The organism is Mycobacterium colombiense, assembly GCF_001953985.1.
In the GTDB taxonomy this organism is placed as follows: Bacteria; Actinomycetota; Actinomycetes; order Mycobacteriales; family Mycobacteriaceae; genus Mycobacterium; species Mycobacterium colombiense_B.
Genome location: NZ_MBEI01000053.1, coordinates 75,010 through 95,875, shown reverse-complemented (window position 1 = coordinate 95,875; position 20,866 = coordinate 75,010). Strand labels below are relative to the sequence as shown.

Genomic DNA, 20,866 nt, shown 5'->3' with positions numbered 1-20,866 from the left:
TACCGACCGCTCGCGACAGGGGTGAGAGACGTTGCCGCTAAGGGTGTTTGATCAGCCCGCAGTCCGCTGCGCGGACACGTAGAGGGTGGGCGGCATCGAGTCCTCCGAACCTTGCGGAACGCTGCGGCCGTACCGCGCCATCAACTCCGCGAACGACGCCGTCGTGACGTCCCAGCCGCGGTCACGCAGCCAGCCATCGACGGGAGTGCGCTCCTCGGCGTACCAGAGGTCGTCGAAGTCGGTGATCTCGGCGTTGACCAGTTCGGCGGCAGCGGCCCGCATCCGCCGCATGTCGTCGCGCTGGCGCTGCACCCGGCCGGGTTCGGTGAAGCCCGCATCGGGCACGTTGGACGCCAGCCAACTGCCCGCAGCGCTGAGCGAATCGATCCGCTCGAACAGCAGGTCCTGGGCGTGGGCGGGCAGGTAGCGAACCAGTCCCTCGGCCGACCAGACCGCCGGCTTGGAGGCGTCAAACCCCGCTTCCTGCAACGCTTTCGGCCAATCCTGGCGCAGGTCGATCGGAACGTTGACCAGCTGCGCCTTGGGCTGCGCCCCGTGCTCACGCAGCGTCTTGGATTTGAACTCCAGCACCTTGGGCTGGTCGAGCTCATAGACGACGGTGCCGTCGGGCCACGGGAGCCGCCAGCTGCGTGCGTCCAGGCCGGCCGCCAGGATCACCACCTGCCGAACGCCGGCGTCCGCGGCGCCGAGGAAGAACTCGTCGAAGAACGCCGTCCGGGTGGCCATGAAGTCGACCATCAGCTGAAGGCGATCGCGCAGATCTGGCTCGATGTCGCCCGCCTTGGCCAGCAGCGCCGGATCGGCGTAGATGCTCCACATGCCCTCGCCCGCGGCGTCGACGAACACGCGCGCGAACGGATCGTTGATCAGGGGGTTCTCGCTCTCGGTTTCGGCCGCGCGAGCTGCGGCGACACCCAGCGCCGTGGCGCCCACGCTCTGAGTGATCTCCCAGGAATCATTGTCGGTCCGCGGCATCGCCAGTTCCCTTCCCCAGAAAGTAAGTTATGGAAAGTAAGTTATGCGCATTATTCTTCCAGCCGCCGCCGCTCGGGGCCGCCCGTCGCCCCTGCCCTAGTCTTTTTCTCAGACGGTCCACAGGTTGCAAGGGAGTGCCATGACATCCACCCGGCGCACGCCGCAGGAGGTGTTCGCCCACCACGGCACCGCACTGGCCGCCGGGGACCTCGACGAGATCGTCGTCGACTACGCCGAGGATTCGGTGGTGCTGAGCCCCGCCGGCATCGCCCGCGGCAAGGACGCCATCCGAACCGTTTTCGCGACCTTGCTCGCCGATCTGCCGGATGCGAAGTGGGACTTGCGAACTCAGCTTTTCGATGCGGACGTGCTGTTTTTGGAGTGGTCCGCCGACTCGGCCGTCAACCGGGTTGACGACGGTGTTGACACCTTCGTGTTCCGCGGCGGCATGATCCGGGCGCAGACCGTCCGATACACGCCGCACCCGAAGGGCTGAGAAGTGGATTACGTGAATCTGGAAGCCGTAGCGGAGTGGATGTCCGGGCAGGGGCTCGGCGAGGGGCCGCTACAGGACGTTTCCAACGTCACCGGCGGAACCCAGAACGTGATGCTGCGATTCACCCGGGCCGGCCGGCCGTACGTGCTGCGGCGCGGGCCACGACACCTGCGTCCGCGCAGCAACAGCGTGATCTTGCGGGAGACGAAAGTCCTTGCCGCACTGGCGGGTTCCGACGTTCCGCATCCCCACCTGATCGCCGCCTGCGAGGACCCGAGTGTGCTGGGCGACGCCGTCTTCTATCTGATGGACCCGGTCGACGGGTTCAACGCGGGCGAAGGCCTGCCACCGCTGCACGCCGGCGACGCCAAGATCCGCCACGGGATGGGCCTGTCGATGGCCGACGCGCTGGCCAAGCTGGGCGCGGTGGACCACGTCGCGGTGGGTCTCGCGGATTTCGGAAAGCCCGAGGGCTTCCTGGAACGCCAGGTGCCGCGCTGGCTCTCAGAGCTGGAGTCCTACAACGAGTACGACGGCTACCCCGGCCCCGACATCCCCGGCATCGAGGCGGTATCGGCCTGGCTGGACCGGCACCGGCCGGCCGCCTGGACGCCGGGCATCATGCACGGCGACTACCACGCCGCCAACGTGATGTTCTCCCGCACCGGACCCGACGTGGTCGCGATCGTCGACTGGGAGATGTGCACGATCGGCGACCCACTGCTGGATCTGGGCTGGCTGCTGGCCACCTGGCGCCAGCCCGACGGTTCCAGCGTCTTCAGCCACGCGCTGGGTGGGCAGGATGGATTGGCCAGCACCGACGAGCTCTTCGAGCGCTACGCCGCCAACACCACCCGCGACCTGTCCCACATCACCTGGTACACCGTGCTGGCCTGCTTCAAGCTCGGGATCGTGATCGAGGGAACACTGGCCCGGGCCTGCGCCGGCAAGGCGGAGAAGGAGGTCGGCGACCAGTTGCACGCGGCCACGGTGCATCTGTTCGAGCGGGCGCTGGGCCTCATCTCCGACAAGGGCTCCTATTAACATCTCCTCTCGTGCCGCCCTATCCCGAGCAACCGGATTACTACTCCGAGCCCACCGCGGCCGCGCGGTACGGCGGGTATTACGAGCCCGAGCCACAGCCGCCGGAGCCTCCGACGCCGTGGTACCGCCGTCCGGCGGCGCTGGTCGCGGCCGGCGCCATCGGGGTGATCCTGCTGGCCGCGCTGGTGTACGCGGTGGTCAAGCTCACCAGCGGTTCGCCGGCGCCCAGCCCCGCCACGACGCCCGTCCCCTCCACCACCGCGCCGGTGACCACCACGGAGCGGGCGCCGCGGCATCACGGGGGCGGCGGCGGTGGCGCGCCGACCGAGACGGTGACCGAGACGGCGCCGCCGCCGAGCACCGACACTCCCACGACGACGGAGCCGCCCACGACGGCCGCGCCGAGCACGGAGACCAGCACCGTCACGCAGACAGTGACCGAACCGCCCCGCCGTGGGCCGTTCCAGCCGTTCCAGCCGCGCCCGTAGCGCGGACGACATGCCCGCGCGCGGCGGCCTGATCCGCCCGGCATCGGCGGCGGATGCGGCTGCGTGCGTTGCGATTTACCGGCCGTACGTCGAACACACGGTCATCAGCTGGGAAACCGACGTCCCCACCGACAATGAGATGGCCGCGCGGATCGCCGCCGCCCAGGTGAGCCACGAATGGCTTGTCCTGGACCGCGATCGCCGCGTGGTCGGCTTCGCCTATGGGCACGCTCTCAATCGCCTTGCCACGCATCAGTGGTCGATCGAGACCGGGATCTACCTCGACGCCGGCCATCGCCGCACCGGCGGAGGGCGCGCGCTCTACACGGAGCTGCTGCGCAGGCTCACCGAGCGCGGCTACCGGCAGGCGTTCGCCGGGATCACGCAGCCCAATGAGGCGAGCAAGGGCTTCCACCGGTCTTTCGGGTTCACCGAAGTGGGCCTGTACCGCCGCGTCGCCTGGAAACACGACGGCTGGCACGACGTCGCGTGGATGCAGCTCGACCTGGCCGCTGCCGAGCCGGATGAAGCACCCGGCCCGATCATTGCGCCGGGCCGGGTGCGCGAGGCCGGGGCTTAGCCGCCGGCGCCGCCACCGCCCACGAAGCCGCCGCCGGCACCGCCACCCAGGAATCCGCCACCAGCGCCACCACCGATTTGCTCAATGCTGATTGTCATGGGCGGAAGGTATCGACGGAAAACCACGCCCACAAGGAACTGGGTCTTAACGATTTGAATCATTTTGGGTTGCCGAGCCGGCTGAGCGCGCCCGAAGGGATTCGAACCCCTAACCTTCTGGCGTATTCAGCCGTCCGCAATCGTCCGTCTGAGTCTGTGAAAATACGGGCTCACCAGCCGATACGTATCGGGCCGTCCGCTAGCGAACGACGAGATCCGGACAAGAATGCGGGCGTTTGTATCAGGAAAGTGGAGACTTACCGCAGAATGCGGAAGGCCCCGGCGGCTGCGCGAACAGCCCCGGGGGATGGCCGAAATCTATGAAGGAGATTCGACGAAATGAGTATGACACCGGAAACGCAGTCCGAGGCCCATCCCGCCGTTGCCTATGACTGCCCGTTCTGCGGTGCCCACGCCGGCCAGGAATGCCACTCTCTGCGCGGCAGCCGCGGCGAAGTCCGCCCGCACATGCGCCGGGTCCGGGAATGGTGGGCGGCGACCAGCCCGCAGAACGGGTGCGAGCTCGCACCCGAATCGCAAGCGCTGTGCTGCGAGTGCGGGCAACTCCGTACTTTTAAGCAGGCCCGGAACATGCGCGGTTGGTGGGGTGATCCCACCTGGCACCGCGACGTGTGCGACCTGAAGTGCTCGGCATGCGGCAGGGTGACGACGCACGCTCTGGTCTCTCACTCGGATAACCGTTACCGCGACGTCGACGAGCTTCGACAGCGCGTCGCGCTCGGCGACGATGTACCAGACGGCTGGGGTTGGGATGCGGCCAGACTTCGCCAGCAGTACCGGCAAGGCACGCTGCCCCGCAATCCCTACCTGCATCACCTGTACTGGGTCGGGCAGGCGGAACGAGCGTGGGCCGAGGGCCGGCGCACGGTCACGGCGCTGTGCGGAGCACCGATGGCGCTGCACAGAGAACCGAGCGCGAGTGCCCGAGCGGCGAGCGACTACCTCGAGCCGGAGGAATTCAACGACACCGAATACGAGGACCCGGACACGGGCCTCTGGTGGGCCGACATGGACTGCGTCGACTGCCTCAGGGTGGCAAACGAATACGAGCTGCGGCGGCAGCGTAAGGAGCTGGCTTTGCAGCTCACCCAATTGGCTATGGAAACCGAGGAGCTCGATGCTGCCACCGTTCGGGCGCTGCGGGAGCACGTCGAATCCTTAACCGGCGATGGCCGCGATGAAACGGGAACCGAAGCACGCTGAATCACGTCTGAAAAACTGACCGGGTCGCCCCTACTCTCCTTGGGGGCGGCCCGGTCTGGCTCAATCGGCCTGTTCGGCCTCTGCCAGACGAGCCGCCGTGGCCTCGGGACACCTTGGCCGCTTCTGCGCTGCCGTCATAGGGTGACGCAATGCCATTCCAGCGTGAAGTACCGAGGAGGTGGTTCACACCTGCTGAGGCGGCCGAATACGCTAACCAGCAGGGCTATCCCGATGTCACGCCCGCGATTATCCGCGCCAACGTCAGGCTCGAGTTACTGCCGGCCTATGCCATCGGGCCCAGAAACGGGCACGCCTACCGACTGTTGGTCGACGACATTAATGAGTGGCTTCCCAATCGGTCGTGGGAGGAAGGCAACCTTCTATACACGTTCGTCCAGGGCCGCTGGGTCGCCGAGTTTCGCGAGTCGGCGCAGTGACGATCTGGTTCACGGTCAGGGAGGCTGCTGAATACGCCCGGATTTCGCAGACCCTGATCAGAGACGCTGTCCGTTTGGGGTATCTGCCGTCCTACGCAATAGGGAATGGCACTCGCTACCGGCTTACAGCTAAAGACATCGATGAGTGGATGATGTCGCGCTCCTACGAGCCGCCGAAAACCAGATAAGCGCAATGCGCTCCACCGATGGCAGTCCCGTGCTGCGCACATTTTCGTTGGCTGAGGTCGCGGCGATGGTGCTGCCGCGGGAGTGGACGGACGGCGAGCGCTGGCTGGCTCGCCGTCTGAACCGGGGAGAGATCCACGGATACAAGCTGGGGCGCACCTGGCGCATGACCGAGGCGGACGTCACCGCGATGATTGATCACTACAGCAACACCGTGGAGGCACCACCAGAGCATGTCCACCACTGCGGACAGCCTCCGAAAACGGTCGCCGATGGATTGTCCGCTAGGTCGCGCCGGCGGTTGAAGAGCTCGCCGTGACCAGGCATGGGGACTGCCTGTAGTTGTCGGTCAGCCCTGCTCTGCCTGCGGCGGCCTGATGCGTCTAAACGGCCACGCGCTGCAGGTTGTCCGGTTAATAATCCCCAGATACACAGGCGAAAGAAATCTGGGAATGAACACAGGGAATCACGACGACGAGCAGCCCTTAACCACGGCTGCAGCCGAGGCGGACGAGACCCAGATCGGGGCGGCCGCCGATGAGACTGATCTCGTACCGCTGCTCACGGTCGGCGGCCCCGAGTTGGCGTGGTCCGACGAGGACGGCGACGCCGGAGGCGATTACTCGTGGGGACGCGCTGCGGAGCGCGCCAGCATCATCGTCATCGCCTGCGCCGCAGTAGCAGTCGCGGTCGGTCTGCTGATATGGCTTGGTTTCAATCTCCACGACCAGACCAAGCCGGCGACAGTCCCGGAAGCCACACGGCCTGCCACCATCGTTCCGGAGGCTCTGCCGAAAATCACCGCGGCGCCCCCATCGACGGTGACTGTCATACCCCCAGCGCCCGCGCCGGCGACGGTCACTGTGCAAGCTGCGCCGCCGCCAGCACCCGAAGTGAAACCGGCTCCGGCGATTCCGCCCCCTGGCGGCACCCATGTTTTCACCATCTGCCCGGATGGGCATGAAGGTGTCGTCGGTGGCCACACCAGCTGTGCGTTCGCGGCGAACGTACGCCAAGTATTTTACGCCTCAGGCATGGCCAGCAGCTTCACCGCATTCTCGCCGGTGACCGGCGACGGCTATGAGATGACCTGCGTCGGTAGATATCCCGCGTATTTCAGTGACGGGTCGACCAAGGTATCGACGCGCTGCTATGGCGGCGATAACGCCGAAGTCGTCATCTGGTAACCGCATTTCACAACTTGCAACGAATCAATGACACGTATCAAGCATCAGCAGAGTTACACCGAGCGTCTAGCAGCCGAACTGAATGCGATAGCTGGGGCGTACGCCGACATCCTGACAGCGAGCGACATCGAATACGTCAACCCGAATCGAGCCGACAGCCGCGTCCGCTTTGTCGGCGCCCCCGACTGGGGATGGGTCGACAGCGACGATCAGCTCGAGTCCGCGCGAATGACGCTTCTACGCCAACTCCGAGAGTGGGCGCCGCGATTCCGGCTCCTCTTCCCACATCCGACACCCCAAGTCGCCGAACGGCTCAACGAGGGCATTTTTCACTTAGAACGCTGGCTCGTCCGAGGCGGCGGCTGGGACCACGACATTCCACAAAGCATTGACGCGGCACAGGACAAAATTCGGGCAACTGTGGCCGATCTAAACGCTCTCACACGCCTTCTTCCATCGGACGACTATCCAGTCCGGCTTGTCGTTGACACAAACGCTTTGATCGACAACCCTGACGTCGCTGCCTACACAGGCGAGATCGGCCGAAAGTATGTCGCCCACTTGCTGCCTGTCGTTCTACGCGAGATAGACGACCTCAAGCGAGCGGGACGAACGGAAGCACTCCGCAATGACGCTCGGCGGGCGGAGCGACGACTGAAAGGCATCCGCTCCAACGGCGATGTCCGCGAAGGCATCCGCGTCGCTGGCGACGTGATCGCCAAATTTGAGCACGTAGAGCCGCGGTCGGAGGATTTACCCGATTGGCTCGACATGAGTGTGCCCGATGACCGATTTGTAGCGGCGGCCCTACTGCTGCAATCCGAGCATCCCGGTTCGGCAATATACGTCGCGACTAGCGATATCAACATGCAGACGAAGCTTTCGGCCGTGGGCCTCCCATTTGTTGAACCGCCACCTGTCTAACCTGCCGCGTATCGTCACCCCTCCGCCGTACCGTCGCGACCATGCAGGTGAATCTCGATCACAGCGGCGCGTGGATGCCCTTCAATGCGCTGCACGATCCCGACGCCAGCGCGCCAGGATGGGCGGGCCGACGGCGACGGTGGACGCCCCGCCCGGCAGTCGGGGCTAACGGCCCGCTTTCGCTACTTAACGTGCCCCTCAAACCCCTGCGCGCACAATTCCAATGCGAATTACCGAAAGGATGACCATGAAGGTTTCCGGTTCTGACGACTACTGGCAGCAAATCAGAATTCACACACACAACCGTCTGAGCATGGGCAGCCCATGGAGGGTGCAGCTACACGTCGCGGCGCTCCTGGGCGATCACCGAATCAGCGCGTCCTGGACCGGATACACCTCCAATCAACCAAGCCTGTGGACCGTTGTCGCCGTCACCGACGACGACCGCCTGATCCGCCTGCAATTGGAGTTCGACGCCGAGCAGTACGACCGCGACGCAGAACAGCGACTCCAGCGCCTCCACCAGTCAGTGGGCACAGCCGTACATGACGCCTCAGTGCATCGGTTGCGCGACGCCGTGAACCTATCGATTGGCAGAGCTTTCCCGCACGTCGACGGTTGGGGCAAACCGTCACGCGATGAAGTCGATGTCAGTGACATTCGCCTGCGATTCAGCGACGGTAGCGAGATCGACCTCGGCATCGACCAGGCCACGATCTACGACACCGACGACCGCGCCCGCTCAGACGCCCTCATAGAGGCGATCCGCACGCAATCAGGCCTCTGAGCGCTCTCGCAGCGCATTGGTTTGCTGACAGGCCCCGGACAACTGTCCGCGGGGCAGCAATTTGAGCCACTCACCGCTGTGACAACCCGCTCCACACGATGAAGAGGCATCCCTCACCGTGAACACGCAGGCCGGGCCTCCAAGACAAGCCGTTGAACAGCAGTTTTACTGTCACTCATAGCCAAACATCTCGTTCAAAATTGGCTGTACGTAAAAAATGGCGACTGGCTGGCGGTCGCTGTGAGGGCCCTACCCTTCGATTTTTTCGGCGGGGGGTGGGTACGATGGATGGTGCAATGTTTGCTGGCCTGCCCGTTTCTGGTGACCGGTCGCATGGTCTCCATGCAGGTGTTAAGGCCAAGCCATGGCGCGATGGCCGACGTCCGAGCTGGTGGGCTGGGTTGCTCGTCCGGTGATGGCTGGGCGTTGGTGGTCGCGGCTGCCGTCGCCGCGCTCGGTTTATTCACTCGCTAAGCACTCGCCGATGAGTTGTGCGCGAGGTCGCGGCGGCTGTTGAGGAGCTCACCGTGACAACGCCGTGACCACCATATTCCGCATATCCCCAGCATTTCGGGCATACTGGGGTGTGCCCTGTACGTTGCGGTTCTGCGGATACATGACACTCGGACTGAGCGGACACCCAGAATGACCACTCTTCATGACCCGCAAGTAGTGCGCGTCAACAAGAAATCGCAGCTCGTCGTCCAAGGCGGCCATCCGATGGAAGAGTTCGTCGTGCTCCAGGACGAACACGGCGGTGTCCATCTCCTACCCCGTCATTTCTATGACGAGATTCAACAAGCGACAGAAGAGCTCAAGACCGCTGTCGCGGATCGACGTGCCTACCTCAGCAAACTCAAAGCGGAGATGCCCGAAGAGAAGAACGAGGGCGACCTATCCGGCCTAGTGAATGAGGTGCGCAGCTTCGGCTGGCTGCGCCAACTCACCAACCGGCTCATCTGAGGGATGGCGAAACCGCCAATAGTCAGAGGTGGCGTCTACTTCGTCCCTGACGACATCCTGATACTGCTACCCAGCCAGCTTCGCAAGGTCATCCACGCCGGCCGGCGCTACTTTGTGGTTCTCAGCGGCGATGAGACCAACTCGGATACGGGCTGGCCTATCGTCTCGGGGTGCCCGATCTCAAGCCAGACGAAATGGAGAACCAAGTTCGACGTCGCGCTCGGATCCGGCGAAGCGGGAGTGCAAAAGAAGTGCTGGGTGCGCGTGCCAGCCCTGCAATCCATCGAGAAGCAGCACCTCGAAGACTTCACCGGACATCTCGATCCAGCGCGGCTAGAGCAAATCGACGTCTCGCTGTTCTCTTACCTCGGACAGGTTTGAGCAAGCGTCAGCGCGATTGCTACGGGTTCACTGGCACTGCGGCTGACACCCAGGTGTTCGCGTCTGCCTCTGACCGACACACTTCAGGTGTCCCACATCGGCGATACAGTGCGGCAGCCATCGTCGTCTGCTATGCGGCGAGGGGGACGACGAGGCTCGACCAGTCGGGGCCGGCGGCCGGTGCGAGAGCAGTGAATGGAACGGATGCCGCAGCGGGAGCATCTCCGATAAGCAAGGAATATCCGGCCGTGGATTTCCAGCGCTGGTTTTGGTTGTATTGCGTGAATCCTGTTGTGGGTCCAACATTTTGGGCAAACCCCTGTGCAAGCAGCTGGCCTCTGCTTGGGGTCACACCAGTGGTGTGCGATGCGGCGGTTCCAGCGCCATAGCCGGATACTCCGGTGCCGATGCTTGAAACATTGTTGTAGGTAATGGAATTGATGCTCATCGCCCATCCGGTACCGCCAGGGATTGAGTACGCTCCGGTGACGCTTCCTGTTGCGGGATTCAGCATTGCCCACGCGAAGTGGTATGTGTAGTAGCCAGAACCGCCGCCCCAAGTGGTGTTTCCATAACCACCGTTTGAGGCTTTAACCGGGACGCCTACGCCACCGAAGCTCACTGATGCGTTTCCGGATCCTGTGTTGCTGTACCACATCCCGAAGATGATGACAGCTTTGGCGTTGGCGCCAACGTTATGTGTCCAGCTGCCCGACTGGCCGCCAGACAGACCTGCACCAATCGAATCGAATTGCGGGATAGGCGTCACTAGCGGGCGCAGCTGCCACATCAGCTGATTGTTCGGAAACTGGCGGCCTAGCCGTGACATCAGCGCGCACCGCTTCCAGCTGGCGCATCGAGGCGGTAATGCCAATTACCGCCCTCGTCGGGATACTGCGTCAGCCGTAGGACCGTTCCTAGCGGGTGCTCGGCCGCGGCCTCGATCGCATCGGATGCGACTTCGCGGAAGATCGATTCCAGGGGCTCGCCGAACGTTTCGTCGTCATGCCCGCTGGCCTCAAAGGTACTGCGGCAGGCGGAAATTAAGTCGTTCTCCGAGACGTCCAGGTCACAGGCGATGACTATGGTTGTACACCCCTGCCACGGACAGACCCCGGGGACAACTAGCAGCTTGCCGTCGACAGTCCATTGGAAGAATTCGCGATCGGCCTCAGTGGGGCGGTGCACTACCAATACCTTCATTGCCTACCTCATCGTCGGCGGTCAGCGGTCACCGCTAACGCTAGAAGGGAAAGGGACGCAATGGGTTTCTGCTCGCGTCGGCGCGAGTTCATAAAATGGTCCGGCGATTGTTTCGGAAGCGAACACCACAGTCGGGGACGGGGTTGGAGGGTGCGGAACGGCTCGATTTCGCGGGGCAAGATCGCATCGTTACGCGAATACTGGGCACCCCAGCGGCTGAACGGTTAGCACGCCAGGGTCAGGGGCCTAACCGTAAACCCAGTAGTAGCCGCTCCACCCAGCGAGCCGTCAAGCGCAGCTTGGCGAAGCGGTTCATCGCGAACTTGAACCCCCACCGACAAGCCGCGATAATTCCACCGAGGCTCAAGAGGCCCAGAAAGCTCGCTAAGTGTCCTAGAGCCCATTTGATGCTGTCGGTGGTGATACCTGGAAGCCAGTCTGACCGAACCAGGCCAGCAGTGAAAAGCGCCGCGACGGTGCACCAGAACACAATTTTCGCCTTATTGAGGTGGCGATCGAAACTGGCGAACACCCGGAATGGATTGTCCGAGGAAACCTTTGAGTCGCTGTCGCTGCGCCAGTAGTACACCAGCTGCGCATTTGAGGGGTGCATATAGGCCACCCGGTTAAGGTAGGTGCCCCACGCGCGGGTCTCCAGGATCCGCATGTTGCGTGGTTCGGAGCTGGCCGTCAGTAGCTGGTACTGATCTGGCAACATTGCGAAGAAATTGACTTTGTCGATCGGCACGATTCGGCGCCGAATAGACGATTCTCTACTGCGGCTACGGCTTTCGCGGACGTCGGCGATCCGGAAGTCCAGAAAGAGTCCGCCGAAAGGGCTTTTCGCTGTGAGCATGGGACGATTGGCGAATACGCGAAACCTGAAGCGCACGTACGCTTTCGCATCACACGCGAGCGTAGAGTTTAACGGTACGAGATAGCACGAAGAGCGAGGTGGCTCATCCGACGCGGCCACCACTTTGGCGGTGTCGATGTGGCGCGGGTGCAATTCGGCCCCGGATTCGAGGGCCAACTTTCGGTCCTGCGGTGGCCCGGAAACCGTGACCGGTTCGCCGAAGATCAGCTCGGCGGTTTCGTCGTGCAGCAGCGCATCGTAGAGGTCCATGCACCGCTTGAATTTGTCGCCGTTGTAGCCTTCTTCAACTTTGAAGGGCAGCAGCACCTCCACAGCGTGGATCGGCTTGGTTCCCGTCGCCGAGATCTCCAAACCCAAGTCAAAATACAGCAGCCGCCGGCCAGGAATGAAGGACCGGAGTGCCCACAGGTTAATGTGGCAGCGGGTGATACTGAATTCAGCACCGTCGTCGGCGTCAGCTGGTTTTAGGACCGCAAAGTAACCCATAGCGGTTACTTCGAATCGACGTACACGTAAGACTGCGGCGGAGCTGTCACGCCGAGCTGTGCGAGTGAGAGAGGTCGGTCCAACCGCATCGGCTTCACAATTCCGATAGCGGTGGGTCGCCGCGCGCCTTGCAGATACGACTCGACGAGCGTGCGTGCGCACTTATCTTGTTCCAGCGCAACAAGGTTGTCTTCGACGTCGATCAGCGTGGAGACGCAGAAGTGCCCCGTCACCAGCTGCACTGGGGTCGGCTCATAGATGTACACCCGCAGTCCGGTGGTGAATCGTGGGCGCTGCCGTCGAAACTCAAACCGCTTGTCACCACGGTAAATCCGGTCCGCATGCTGATTCCGGATTGCCATCACTGCGGGCAATGCCTGTGATCCTCCGACAGTAGGCACGTCATCACGTATTCGTTGCGCCCCGGGCCGTATCGGTCAAGCTCATGCGCCACGGTCAAAAATCCAACCGGCTCGAAAACGCGCTGCACTTGAGCGTGATGGCTTTCCGCCACCGTGACATACACCTGATCTAGGCGCTCACTTACCCAGCGGTCGCGCAGAAACCGGATGAACGCGCTACCGACACCCGCCTCGCGGTACTCGGCGGCGATCAGAAAAGTGCTGAGTTTGACCCGACCAGGAGCCTTCGGCGTCTCGATGGCCACGCCCGCCAACACTTCGTCGACCTCGACCAGGGTGCAACGGGCCCGACCTGCCAACGCGCCATCCAACCGGCGCTGCAACCAGGTGTCGCCGTTGGGATATAGCTGAGGCAGCACCGCGAGCAGCGCCTGCACCCGCTCAACATCCTTGGGCCGCAGGTCACGGACGTGTGCCCGCTCCAACAGAGTCGGAAGCTTCGCGCCCTGGCGAACAAGCACCACGATTGCCTCCCAATGCTTCGCGACACCCCCGCAGTGGCGACGTCGACTTATTGCGCCATGGTAATCAAGGCGGACGACAGGATCCGGGAATTGCCTCTGTCCAGCGTGTTTACGAGGTACCGGCGACCTTGAACATCCCGGCCGACCTTCCCGCAGCACGGCGACCAGCCAGCAGTCCCACAGAATGGGTGGGACTCCACGACTCGCGCTTCTCGCCTGGGCGACATGCACTTGGGGCGGCATCATGGGCGAGTTTGGCCTGGCGGCTAGCTCCTGACGGACGATCTCCCGCGCCCGGGACTCTTCTATGGGCCAAAGCACCCATCAGAACGGCACCCGCATGTAATCCATGGTGCTGTCTCCGAACCGCTGTTCGCGCCAGGCGCGGTGCGCTTGTTCCATGAGTCGCACGGACGGCGATACGCCACGGAACTGTCTGGGGTTGTCGCTCAGGCCGCTGAGTACTTGGTGTGTGGTCATCGTGTCCCAGTGATGCTGGTCACCCATTTCGTCACCCCTACTTCTCCGTGGTTACACCGACCGCCCTGCTCCGGGCACAAAAGCCCATGGCCCTAGGGACAGGTGCAGCGGCGCGCCGGATCGTCCGAAACTGTCCGGGACAGTTTTCGCGCTCACCCGGCGACGATCTCTTCGAACTCCTCGTCATGACCTCTGCGCTGAGTCAGTGCCAGCTTGCGCTGGCGAACTGCCGCGGCGACGGTCTGGTTGGAGAACTTCCGGCCGGCTTCCCGCAGTGCTGTACGAGCTCGAGGCGCGCCGGCCTTGAGTTCGACACCCAGCCGGTTCAGCGCCTGAACACACTCCGCCACCGTTTCGGCCGCGGGAAGTTCCGCAATGTCGGCACCGTCGTCGATGCGAGCCACGAGGTTGTGATGCAGGAAATGCTGGGCCTGTTCGTCGCTCAGCCAGCCCAGCAGGGAGCGCTTGTAGCAATGCCGGAGATGGCCGGTCTGGTCCTTGGCGATGACCAAGGCGGCAGTGACCCGATAGCGGGGCTTCCAATCGCCCGCGACACCCATCGGGTCGTGGATTGGCGTAGTTCCAAACATCTCTGCTCCTGTTCAGCGGCGATCGTCGAGCCGATGGTCGGGTACTTCGACTGTGCTCGGGTCGCCCGACGGGATGTAATAGCTCACGCCACCGGGCGGCGGCTTCAAACCCTGACGGAAGCGTGGGCCGAGCTGCCATTGGGTAGCGTCGTCGCGCTCCTCCTGCGTCCACTGATCGAAGGGCTTGCCCCACAGTATTTCCCGCGCAGACGGCAGCCCAGGAGCGGCGTAACCAGCTGGCGCGGGAGCGCCGCTCGCTGCGACCTTGCGACTAGTTGGCTGAATACCGAGTCGTGCCAACGATGCCATCACGCCGCGCTCTGCGTGGTCGGCGCCGGACACGACGTCGTCGCTGGTGTTCAGCAAGTTGGCCCGAACAGAAGTCAACGATGCCAAGGTCTTACGCGTGCCGGCTCGATCCGCTCGCATCGCCATCAGCCACTGAGGCACGCTGTCTGAAGTGATGCGTCCATCGTTAGCGGCGGCCACCACCAGGCTGGCGTCCTCCCGGCCAAGCCGAAACGTTTCGTCTGTCATGTCAGCACGCCGCCCGTTGATAGGTGTTGCGGTACATCGCGATCTCCTCGTCGCTGATCAGCCATCGGTCGCCGACCTTTCTGCCGAGCCTGCCAGCGCGACAGGCCCACCGGACGCCGCTGGGGCTTATACCGAGAGCTTCAGCCGCGGCAGCGGGGTCCTTCTCGAAGGCTAGAACCGATTCGGCGGTAACAGCTTTCGTACTGACGTCGGCGTTAGCAGCCGCTCGGGCGATGCAGTCGCTCAGGTCGTCCCGAATCTCCCGCAGTTTGGTCGGGAGCGGCTGGCCGTTCTGGCGAGCCAGTAGTTTCTCGACGAGGCCGAGCACGTCGACGAGGACGGCGCCTATACCGAGTGAGATGTTTATGCCATCGCCATAGCGAATTTCAGCGCACACCGGTCGCCGCCTTGCGTGTGTCCATTGTTTTCGGCACCAGCCGGCCGCGCCAGCGCTCGACCGCCGGCAGCGAGGCCGGCTGGTGCCGCCTGTCCGCGCACCAGAGAAAGGTAGCGAGCGCGCAGACGAGGTTCATTACGCGGCTGTCCCGGACAGTGCGCGGACAGCATCCTTTCGGGCCTTGACGGCCGCGGCGACAACGTCGTTGGCGAAGCGGTGCCCACCCTCACGTAAGGCAGTGCGGGCAGTTGGCGCGCCGGCGCCAAGGTCCACGCCCAGGTGCTCGAGCGCCTTGAGGCAGTCGTGGAGTACTCCTGGACCCGCTTCCGATGTGTCCGCGTCGGATACATCCGGCTCGATGCGCTCGATCAGACCGGAGGCGAGCAAGAACTCGGCCTCCGCATCGGACAGCCATGGAATGGTGTCGCCGTAGTTCGTCGGCGCGCCCAGGTTCGGGCAATCGCGGTAGTGATAGTGGACGGATCCGGACTGGTCATGCACGAGGACCAGGGGTGCTGTCACGCGGTAGGGCATAGTCAATTCTTCTTTCTCATGAGGCGGATTCAGTTCCCTCGAACTGGTTTTGGCTTCCAATACGCGGTGCCGTCGCCGTTTTCGATCAGCTCGGGGGTGTAATCGTCATTGATCGCCGGAATGCCGTAGTACGTCGACTCGGGCGGCTTTAAGCCATCACGGAACCGGGCGCCCAAGTTCCAAGCCACATGACGGTACGTCGGGTCCGCGTCGATGTCGGCTTCGCTGCGGCCAGTCATTTCTGCGGAATTCGAGGGGCGCCAGGGTGCCGTATGGCGGGGAAGCTGAGACTGCGACCGGCTAGCCGCCACGCTTTTCGTCTGACCCCCAAGCCACGGCGCCATGAGCCGGTTGTAAACGTCTTCCAGGTCGGAGTCGGGGTCAGGTCCGATCCGGCCATCCGGTCTGATACCAGGTGCCAACGACGCAAGCACCAACCGATTGCCCGGCCGGTCACGCTTGAGCGCAGCGCGCCAACTTTGCGCGCTCTGAGCCGTTAGCCGGCCATCATTTACCGCCGCAGCGACTAGCCGGCGGTCCTCAGCTTCAAGTACTTTCTCTGCCTGTGAACGGTTTTGGGCGCTCCGCTTAGCGGCGTCCTCCGCCAGGAGCTTATCCGCGGCCGCCTTAATCGTCTCCCAATCCGAAGCCGGATCCACACCAACTATCCGCGCGAGTTCCGCAAGCTCTGCGGCTGACACAACTACCGTTTCCATACCTACTCGCCGTTCCTCTCGTTCAAGCGGACCCTCAGGCTCTCCAAGCTGGTAATCGTCACCATGTGTTGCCTGCCGACCTTTCGGCTCTTGAGATTGCCTCTACGGCAGTGGTCCCGCACGTTGTCGGCGCTGCAACCGAGGGCTGCAGCCGCCGTCGCGGTGTCCACGCAAGGTTCATGGCCTGAGACTACGGTTTCGACTGCAGCCAAAGAGTTTTCCTCGCGTTGGCGCGAGTCACCCACGCCCACGGCGGCTTCGGCGAGCGCGTGTTGCGCCTCGACCAGTCCGTCCGGGACGCACCCGTTACGCTGCGTCGCCAATTCGGCGTACTTTCCGAGCCAAAACACCACTAGCCGAGCCAGATCCGCATTGATGGCCACCACGTCGAGGCGTTGAACCGCACCAGCCATGTCCAATGTGCGCCGGCCGCGGACACTTCGCAGCGGCTCAGCCGCGGTCACCGGGAAACCCCCGTGGGCTGTAACGCCTCGATCTGTCCGAGGACAGCAGCGAACTGCCGGGACAGCATCGCGATATCCCTATCCGACCGTGAGAGGCGGTAGCGATGTACGGGGTGCCCCTGATAAAAATCGGGGGCGGGTGCGTCGGAGCAGGTCACTTGCCACTCCCTGGTTGGCCGAGTGGGCGGGTCGCCTCGTCGTAGGCGGCGATGGCCCCGCGAAGTACGTCGATGTCGCACCGGTCGAGCGAGTACGGGCCGAGCTCGAGGTGGCAGCCGTTCGCCTGATCGTGAACGAGTCGGACGGGCATTGAGGTCCAATAGTCTGTTTCCTCGAGGTATGCGTCGACGACGCCGATGGTGTCGATGACGAAACGGCCAAATTCGTTATTGGCGTGCAAGCGTGGCGCGTCGAGAACGGGAAAATCAAAGTTGCTCATGGTTTCTCCTTCGTGGTGGTGGTGGTGGTTGGTCGACGGATGATCAGCCCACATCCGTCGCAGTGCGTCCAGAGTTGATTGGGACCGAGGACGGTGGTTGCTCCGCAGGGGCACTCAACTGACCCGGCGATCACGCGGATACCGCTTTCGGCCGGCCACGCCGAGCGGTACGGACCTGGCCGGCAACAACACCGGGCGGTCGTTGCCGGGGTGGCAGCGACGCCAGCCAGGACGCACAGGCGCGCAGCGCAGGGCACGCTTGACATTGACTTTGCGCGTACTCGACGAGATCGGGGTCCTCGGTTTCGTCGAATATCTGGCTGCGGCCTCGGCAGCGTGCCCCGGTCAGTTCGGGGATGCTGCCGAGTGCGTCGAATAAGCCGATGGCGCTCACAGTTCGGCTCGCTGTCCGGTCAAGATGGCCATTAGGTCGGCGACCGTCATGGTGACCCACTGGGCCATGGGATCTCCAACACCCCGACGCTTGTGGACAACGACACCTACGAGTGCGTCGTCGTTTCCGGCCTCAAGCTGTGCCTCTGTGGTCCATTCAGGGAGTCGCAACGTGCAGGCGTCCTTGCACTCCAAAACGACCCGCTGGCCGTGCAGTCGGATACCGCCGATGTCGCCGCGATCTTTTGCACCGTTTCGGCTGCGGCGTTCGATCCGGTCATCGTCGAGTGCTGACGCGAGTGCTGTGGCGATCGAAGTCTCAAACCTTGTGCCCGCGGTACGGGCTGACCTTCGGGTGCGGGTCAACGTTCGTCCTCGCTTTCCAGGTGCCGCACCGGGCGCGCCGCGGGCTTATGCCAGTGGCAGGCTTCGCCTAGGAACATGACGGGGATTCGGCACGGTGTCCCTGATTTCGTGCGCCGGCCGCAGTGGGTGGTGTGTCCTGTGGTCAGGTGCCTGCGCCGGGCGATGGCGATCCGGCGGATGAATTCGATCGGCAGCGGCCCGAGTTGCTCATGCGGCGCTTGCGGGGTAGTCGGGTTGTAGGTGAACCGTTCGTCGCCGAGACGAGTGGCGTCGATAAGGACAAAGGTGGTGCTGCCGTCCTCATCGACACAAACCGATGCGTCGACGGCAGGGAGCCCGACGTCGCACAGACAGGCCGAGCGTGCGCGGTCAACGATGACGCGTCTCATATCGCCTGCTCATGTTTGCTGGCCTTAACCGAACACCACTGGCACGACCCGGTTTCCGGGTTCACTGGCGCTGGCCGCCCGCACTCGCAATTGGCGCGACGGGAGGTCTGTTGCAACCCGGCGAACCCGGCGAACCCGGCGAACCCGGCGGAATTGGACTGTTTCCGCTGGTTACCGGGTTCGTCAGGTTCATTACTGTCCGAACGGAGGTCAAACCCAACCTGACGAACCCGGTTATCGCTGATAGGGGCGTTTTCATCGTCAGGTTCGTCAAGTTCGTCAGGTTCGCCAGGTTGATTCAGGGGTGCTATTCCCAGCCGACGCCAGGCCGGCTGCAGTTGCGATCGGAGGTAGCCCCTCGGCGGTACGCCGCCCCGACGAATCGATGTCACTTTTGCTGCCTGGGTGACGAGCCTTCCCAACCTTGTCTCCGTGAGTGGCTTTCCGTATCCGCTCGAAGCGCCCCAGTAGTCGGGATGGTGCAGGATAAGCTTGCTGACCAATTCGCGCGTGGAGATGAACGTCTCGCCGGCGGGCCAGACCGCGAACAGGTCGGTCAGCATCACCATTCCGGGCGGTTGGGCCTTCAGGCCCGCCTCGCGCTCGGCCTCGTCCTCGGCCAGACTCTTATCGATCAACCGATCAACGATCGCAGGCCATTCGCCGCCAGCGGCGACTGCGACCCGCTTCAGTGGCCGCCACTTCTCCTTTGATCGACCGATGCATCCCGCGGGCAACGCAACAGCTGAACCTTTCACTAGCTCTCGCACCGACGCGGCCCAGGCCGCGATCAGTGCGCGGAGCTGCTCCGCGTCACCTTCGATCAGTTCCCAGTCAGAATCCTCTACAGAGCCGTCCAGGTCGGGCATGAGCAGGATGCGGATCGAGCGTGAAACGGTGTCGGCTGGCAGGTTCGGCGAGTTACCGGCCATCGCGACGGGCGCGTAGGTAGGAATCTCTTTGGCTTCCCACCCACCGCCTTTGACAGGCACCAGGACGGGCCGCGTCGCCCCGTAACGGTATCCAGAGTTGATGATGCCGATGAGTTCCCCAACACCCGGCTTGTCGGGGTGAAGCGAGCGGTCAACTTCGTCGAGGAGGATGGTACGCATCGCGGACTCAAGCAGCCGCGGGATCAACGCCGGGGACGACAATGTTGCGGCCTGAACCGGATACTCACACAACCGCTGCAGATGGTCGAGCACGGTGGTTTTACCGCTGCCGAAGATCACAGAGTCGACCTGCAGCCGAGGTGTCGTGTACAGCTCGACCACGAGGTGGGTGTGAACTGTCCATAGCGTCAACAGGTTCAAGTCATCGGGATCGGTGACGCGAATAAACCGGCCGTACCACGCCGCCGTGCGATTGAGGACTTCGGCGCCGTCAAGGTTTTCCTCGCGGTACCACTCACGCAGTTCGTCGGAGCGATCCTCGATCATGACGCCGCCCGCTTCAGCCACGGCCGGGCTGCGTAGAACTCGCTGCGCGCGTGGATTTCTCGGCTGACCTCGGGCCAATCGAGCGCACCCGCAATTGCCTGGCTGGCCTGGGCGCGAGCCTCCTGGCACAGCTCGAGCCTGAGCGCCCAGTGTTGGGCAGCGTCGAGTAACGCGGCAAGTCTCACCGGCCCCTCTTCCAACGCACACCACGCGGGTGATCCAACCTGTGGCCACGACCCGACCAGGTCCAGGAACGGTTGAACATGCTCATGAACAGACCAAAAAGACACCTGTTGCGATTCAAGACTTTTCACCTGGCACCATCCGTCTTGGATCGGCACACCGGACCGAGATGTGTCCGCACCGACGACGGCGCGACTAGCCATTGCCCGCACCGCAGGCAGCGTGTGGCGAGTCTGAATCCGCGTTCGGCCGCGGCGACCAGGACGTCAAGGTCGGCACGGTCCTCGGGCGTTAGCGGTTCGTGCGGCTCCTGTCGCCAGGGAGCAGTAAACTGATTGCTATTGGTGTAGTTGCGAGAGGGCCCGTCCTGTGCGGGGGCGGGCCTTTTCCGTGTCTTAGGCCGCATCGCCGTCCAGCTTCTGAATGAACTCAATCAGCGCGGCCTCGGAGACAAGTCGGCGGCGGCCTACCTTCACCGAACGCAGCTCCCCGCTGGCGATCAGTTCGAACACAGTCGATCGACCGACTCCTAGCCGGGCTATCACTGCCTCTAACGGGTGAAGCTGGGCGGTGATCTTCTCTGCCAATTCCGGCATCTCTGACCATCCTTCCGGGTGTATTTGTTCTGTCTATCGACATAGCTTCAGGTGAAATGTCGCTGCAAAGAACCGTAGCGAATGTGCTGCGGTCCGTCAA

General features: G+C 63.4%; 33 protein-coding genes. 14 read left to right on the top strand and 19 right to left on the bottom strand.

From position 1 onward, the window contains the following. Positions 1–51: 51 nt before the first annotated feature. A complete protein-coding gene (locus A5732_RS14865) occupies positions 52–996 on the bottom strand; it encodes a class I SAM-dependent methyltransferase (RefSeq protein WP_076055716.1) in 945 nt (314 codons plus the stop codon). A 139-nt stretch (positions 997–1,135) separates the two neighbouring features. On the opposite strand from A5732_RS14865, the gene A5732_RS14860 reads away from it, so the two are divergent. The 13 genes from A5732_RS14860 to A5732_RS14795 all read left to right on the top strand — a co-directional run bounded on the left by A5732_RS14860 (position 1,136) and on the right by A5732_RS14795 (position 9,791). Continuing rightward, positions 1,136–1,492: a nuclear transport factor 2 family protein gene (locus A5732_RS14860; RefSeq protein ID WP_076055714.1), complete on the top strand. Its 357-nt coding sequence runs from the start codon at positions 1,136–1,138 to the stop codon at positions 1,490–1,492. 39 nt (positions 1,493–1,531) lie between these two features. Next, positions 1,532–2,536: a phosphotransferase family protein gene (locus tag A5732_RS14855; protein ID WP_076102680.1), complete on the top strand. Its 1,005-nt coding sequence runs from the start codon at positions 1,532–1,534 to the stop codon at positions 2,534–2,536. 11 nt (positions 2,537–2,547) lie between these two features. Then, positions 2,548–3,024 (top strand): hypothetical protein, encoded by a 477-nt coding sequence (locus A5732_RS14850; protein WP_076055712.1) that lies wholly within the window; start codon positions 2,548–2,550, stop codon positions 3,022–3,024. Between the two features lie 10 nt (positions 3,025–3,034). Continuing rightward, positions 3,035–3,604 (top strand): GNAT family N-acetyltransferase, encoded by a 570-nt coding sequence (locus A5732_RS14845; protein ID WP_076102625.1) that lies wholly within the window; start codon positions 3,035–3,037, stop codon positions 3,602–3,604. 437 nt (positions 3,605–4,041) lie between these two features. Continuing rightward, positions 4,042–4,926, top strand: coding sequence for a zinc finger domain-containing protein (locus A5732_RS14840; RefSeq protein WP_142256620.1), 885 nt, complete (start codon positions 4,042–4,044; stop codon positions 4,924–4,926). A 149-nt stretch (positions 4,927–5,075) separates the two neighbouring features. Beyond that, on the top strand, positions 5,076–5,363 hold the full coding sequence (locus A5732_RS14835) for a hypothetical protein (protein WP_076102623.1): 288 nt from the start codon (positions 5,076–5,078) through the stop codon (positions 5,361–5,363). Then, positions 5,270–5,551 carry a helix-turn-helix domain-containing protein gene (locus A5732_RS27800; RefSeq protein ID WP_364298387.1) on the top strand — a complete coding sequence of 94 codons (282 nt, stop codon included), beginning with the start codon at positions 5,270–5,272 and terminating at the stop codon, positions 5,549–5,551. Before A5732_RS14835 ends, A5732_RS27800 begins: the two co-directional genes overlap by 94 nt. Next, positions 5,509–5,868: a DNA-binding protein gene (locus A5732_RS14825; RefSeq protein ID WP_253189071.1), complete on the top strand. Its 360-nt coding sequence runs from the start codon at positions 5,509–5,511 to the stop codon at positions 5,866–5,868. Before A5732_RS27800 ends, A5732_RS14825 begins: the two co-directional genes overlap by 43 nt. Before the next feature lie 133 nt (positions 5,869–6,001). Continuing rightward, positions 6,002–6,736 (top strand): hypothetical protein, encoded by a 735-nt coding sequence (locus A5732_RS14820; protein WP_076102620.1) that lies wholly within the window; start codon positions 6,002–6,004, stop codon positions 6,734–6,736. A gap of 27 nt (positions 6,737–6,763) precedes the next feature. Next, positions 6,764–7,660, top strand: a complete 897-nt coding sequence (locus A5732_RS14815) for a PIN domain-containing protein (protein WP_076102619.1) — start codon at positions 6,764–6,766, stop codon at positions 7,658–7,660. A 247-nt stretch (positions 7,661–7,907) separates the two neighbouring features. Then, positions 7,908–8,447, top strand: a complete 540-nt coding sequence (locus tag A5732_RS14810) for a hypothetical protein (RefSeq protein WP_142256619.1) — start codon at positions 7,908–7,910, stop codon at positions 8,445–8,447. A 645-nt stretch (positions 8,448–9,092) separates the two neighbouring features. Then, positions 9,093–9,410, top strand: a complete 318-nt coding sequence (locus tag A5732_RS14800; protein ID WP_142256618.1) for a hypothetical protein — start codon at positions 9,093–9,095, stop codon at positions 9,408–9,410. Positions 9,411–9,413: 3 nt separating this feature from the next. Continuing rightward, the gene (locus A5732_RS14795; RefSeq protein WP_076102615.1) at positions 9,414–9,791 is read left to right on the top strand and encodes a type II toxin-antitoxin system PemK/MazF family toxin; all 378 of its coding nucleotides are present in this window, start codon (positions 9,414–9,416) and stop codon (positions 9,789–9,791) included. A 130-nt stretch (positions 9,792–9,921) separates the two neighbouring features. On the opposite strand, the gene A5732_RS27065 is transcribed toward A5732_RS14795, so the two are convergent. The 13 genes from A5732_RS27065 to A5732_RS14735 form a co-directional block, all read right to left on the bottom strand. After that, positions 9,922–10,581: a hypothetical protein gene (locus tag A5732_RS27065; RefSeq protein ID WP_142256617.1), complete on the bottom strand. Its 660-nt coding sequence runs from the start codon at positions 10,579–10,581 to the stop codon at positions 9,922–9,924. Between the two features lie 38 nt (positions 10,582–10,619). Next, positions 10,620–10,994 carry a hypothetical protein gene (locus A5732_RS14790; RefSeq protein ID WP_076102614.1) on the bottom strand — a complete coding sequence of 125 codons (375 nt, stop codon included), beginning with the start codon at positions 10,992–10,994 and terminating at the stop codon, positions 10,620–10,622. A 238-nt stretch (positions 10,995–11,232) separates the two neighbouring features. Beyond that, the gene (locus A5732_RS14785; RefSeq protein ID WP_076102613.1) at positions 11,233–12,357 is read right to left on the bottom strand and encodes a hypothetical protein; all 1,125 of its coding nucleotides are present in this window, start codon (positions 12,355–12,357) and stop codon (positions 11,233–11,235) included. 5 nt (positions 12,358–12,362) lie between these two features. Continuing rightward, a complete protein-coding gene (locus tag A5732_RS14780; protein ID WP_142256616.1) occupies positions 12,363–12,731 on the bottom strand; it encodes a hypothetical protein in 369 nt (122 codons plus the stop codon). Next, positions 12,719–13,243 (bottom strand): GNAT family N-acetyltransferase, encoded by a 525-nt coding sequence (locus A5732_RS27060; protein ID WP_171975029.1) that lies wholly within the window; start codon positions 13,241–13,243, stop codon positions 12,719–12,721. Before A5732_RS27060 ends, A5732_RS14780 begins: the two co-directional genes overlap by 13 nt. A 324-nt stretch (positions 13,244–13,567) precedes the next feature. Then, positions 13,568–13,750: a hypothetical protein gene (locus tag A5732_RS14770; RefSeq protein WP_076102610.1), complete on the bottom strand. Its 183-nt coding sequence runs from the start codon at positions 13,748–13,750 to the stop codon at positions 13,568–13,570. 125 nt (positions 13,751–13,875) lie between these two features. After that, a complete protein-coding gene (locus tag A5732_RS14765) occupies positions 13,876–14,283 on the bottom strand; it encodes a hypothetical protein (protein WP_076102609.1) in 408 nt (135 codons plus the stop codon). A 42-nt stretch (positions 14,284–14,325) separates the two neighbouring features. After that, positions 14,326–14,850 carry a hypothetical protein gene (locus tag A5732_RS14760; RefSeq protein WP_076102608.1) on the bottom strand — a complete coding sequence of 175 codons (525 nt, stop codon included), beginning with the start codon at positions 14,848–14,850 and terminating at the stop codon, positions 14,326–14,328. Position 14,851: 1 nt separating this feature from the next. Next, positions 14,852–15,247: a helix-turn-helix domain-containing protein gene (locus A5732_RS14755; protein ID WP_076102607.1), complete on the bottom strand. Its 396-nt coding sequence runs from the start codon at positions 15,245–15,247 to the stop codon at positions 14,852–14,854. 135 nt (positions 15,248–15,382) lie between these two features. Then, positions 15,383–15,769 carry a hypothetical protein gene (locus A5732_RS14750; RefSeq protein ID WP_142256614.1) on the bottom strand — a complete coding sequence of 129 codons (387 nt, stop codon included), beginning with the start codon at positions 15,767–15,769 and terminating at the stop codon, positions 15,383–15,385. A gap of 41 nt (positions 15,770–15,810) precedes the next feature. Further along, positions 15,811–16,497 carry a hypothetical protein gene (locus A5732_RS27055; RefSeq protein WP_142256613.1) on the bottom strand — a complete coding sequence of 229 codons (687 nt, stop codon included), beginning with the start codon at positions 16,495–16,497 and terminating at the stop codon, positions 15,811–15,813. A gap of 2 nt (positions 16,498–16,499) precedes the next feature. Then, positions 16,500–16,961, bottom strand: coding sequence for a hypothetical protein (locus A5732_RS14740; protein ID WP_076102604.1), 462 nt, complete (start codon positions 16,959–16,961; stop codon positions 16,500–16,502). A gap of 154 nt (positions 16,962–17,115) precedes the next feature. Continuing rightward, complete coding sequence (locus A5732_RS14735; protein ID WP_142256612.1) at positions 17,116–17,400, bottom strand: hypothetical protein; 285 nt, start codon at positions 17,398–17,400, stop codon at positions 17,116–17,118. Between the two features lie 486 nt (positions 17,401–17,886). Between A5732_RS14735 and A5732_RS27795 the strand changes: the two genes are divergently transcribed. Next, complete coding sequence (locus A5732_RS27795) at positions 17,887–18,087, top strand: hypothetical protein (RefSeq protein WP_171975028.1); 201 nt, start codon at positions 17,887–17,889, stop codon at positions 18,085–18,087. 68 nt (positions 18,088–18,155) lie between these two features. Here the strand turns inward: A5732_RS27795 and A5732_RS14720 are convergent, their stop codons facing one another. Genes A5732_RS14720 through A5732_RS14705 form a run of 5 tightly spaced genes read right to left on the bottom strand, consistent with a single transcriptional unit; the run spans position 18,156 to position 20,766 of the window. After that, entirely contained in the window at positions 18,156–18,548 is a 393-nt protein-coding gene (locus tag A5732_RS14720) for a hypothetical protein (protein ID WP_076102600.1), read from the bottom strand. After that, positions 18,545–20,008, bottom strand: coding sequence for a DUF3631 domain-containing protein (locus A5732_RS14715; RefSeq protein WP_253189070.1), 1,464 nt, complete (start codon positions 20,006–20,008; stop codon positions 18,545–18,547). The genes A5732_RS14720 and A5732_RS14715 overlap by 4 nt, the downstream gene beginning before the upstream one ends. Then, positions 19,984–20,373, bottom strand: coding sequence for a DUF2742 domain-containing protein (locus A5732_RS14710; RefSeq protein ID WP_216351583.1), 390 nt, complete (start codon positions 20,371–20,373; stop codon positions 19,984–19,986). Before A5732_RS14710 ends, A5732_RS14715 begins: the two co-directional genes overlap by 25 nt. Continuing rightward, entirely contained in the window at positions 20,298–20,576 is a 279-nt protein-coding gene (locus A5732_RS27790; protein ID WP_364298384.1) for a DUF6011 domain-containing protein, read from the bottom strand. Before A5732_RS27790 ends, A5732_RS14710 begins: the two co-directional genes overlap by 76 nt. Continuing rightward, positions 20,566–20,766, bottom strand: coding sequence for an excisionase family DNA-binding protein (locus A5732_RS14705; protein ID WP_076102597.1), 201 nt, complete (start codon positions 20,764–20,766; stop codon positions 20,566–20,568). Before A5732_RS14705 ends, A5732_RS27790 begins: the two co-directional genes overlap by 11 nt. Positions 20,767–20,866: the final 100 nt, after the last annotated feature.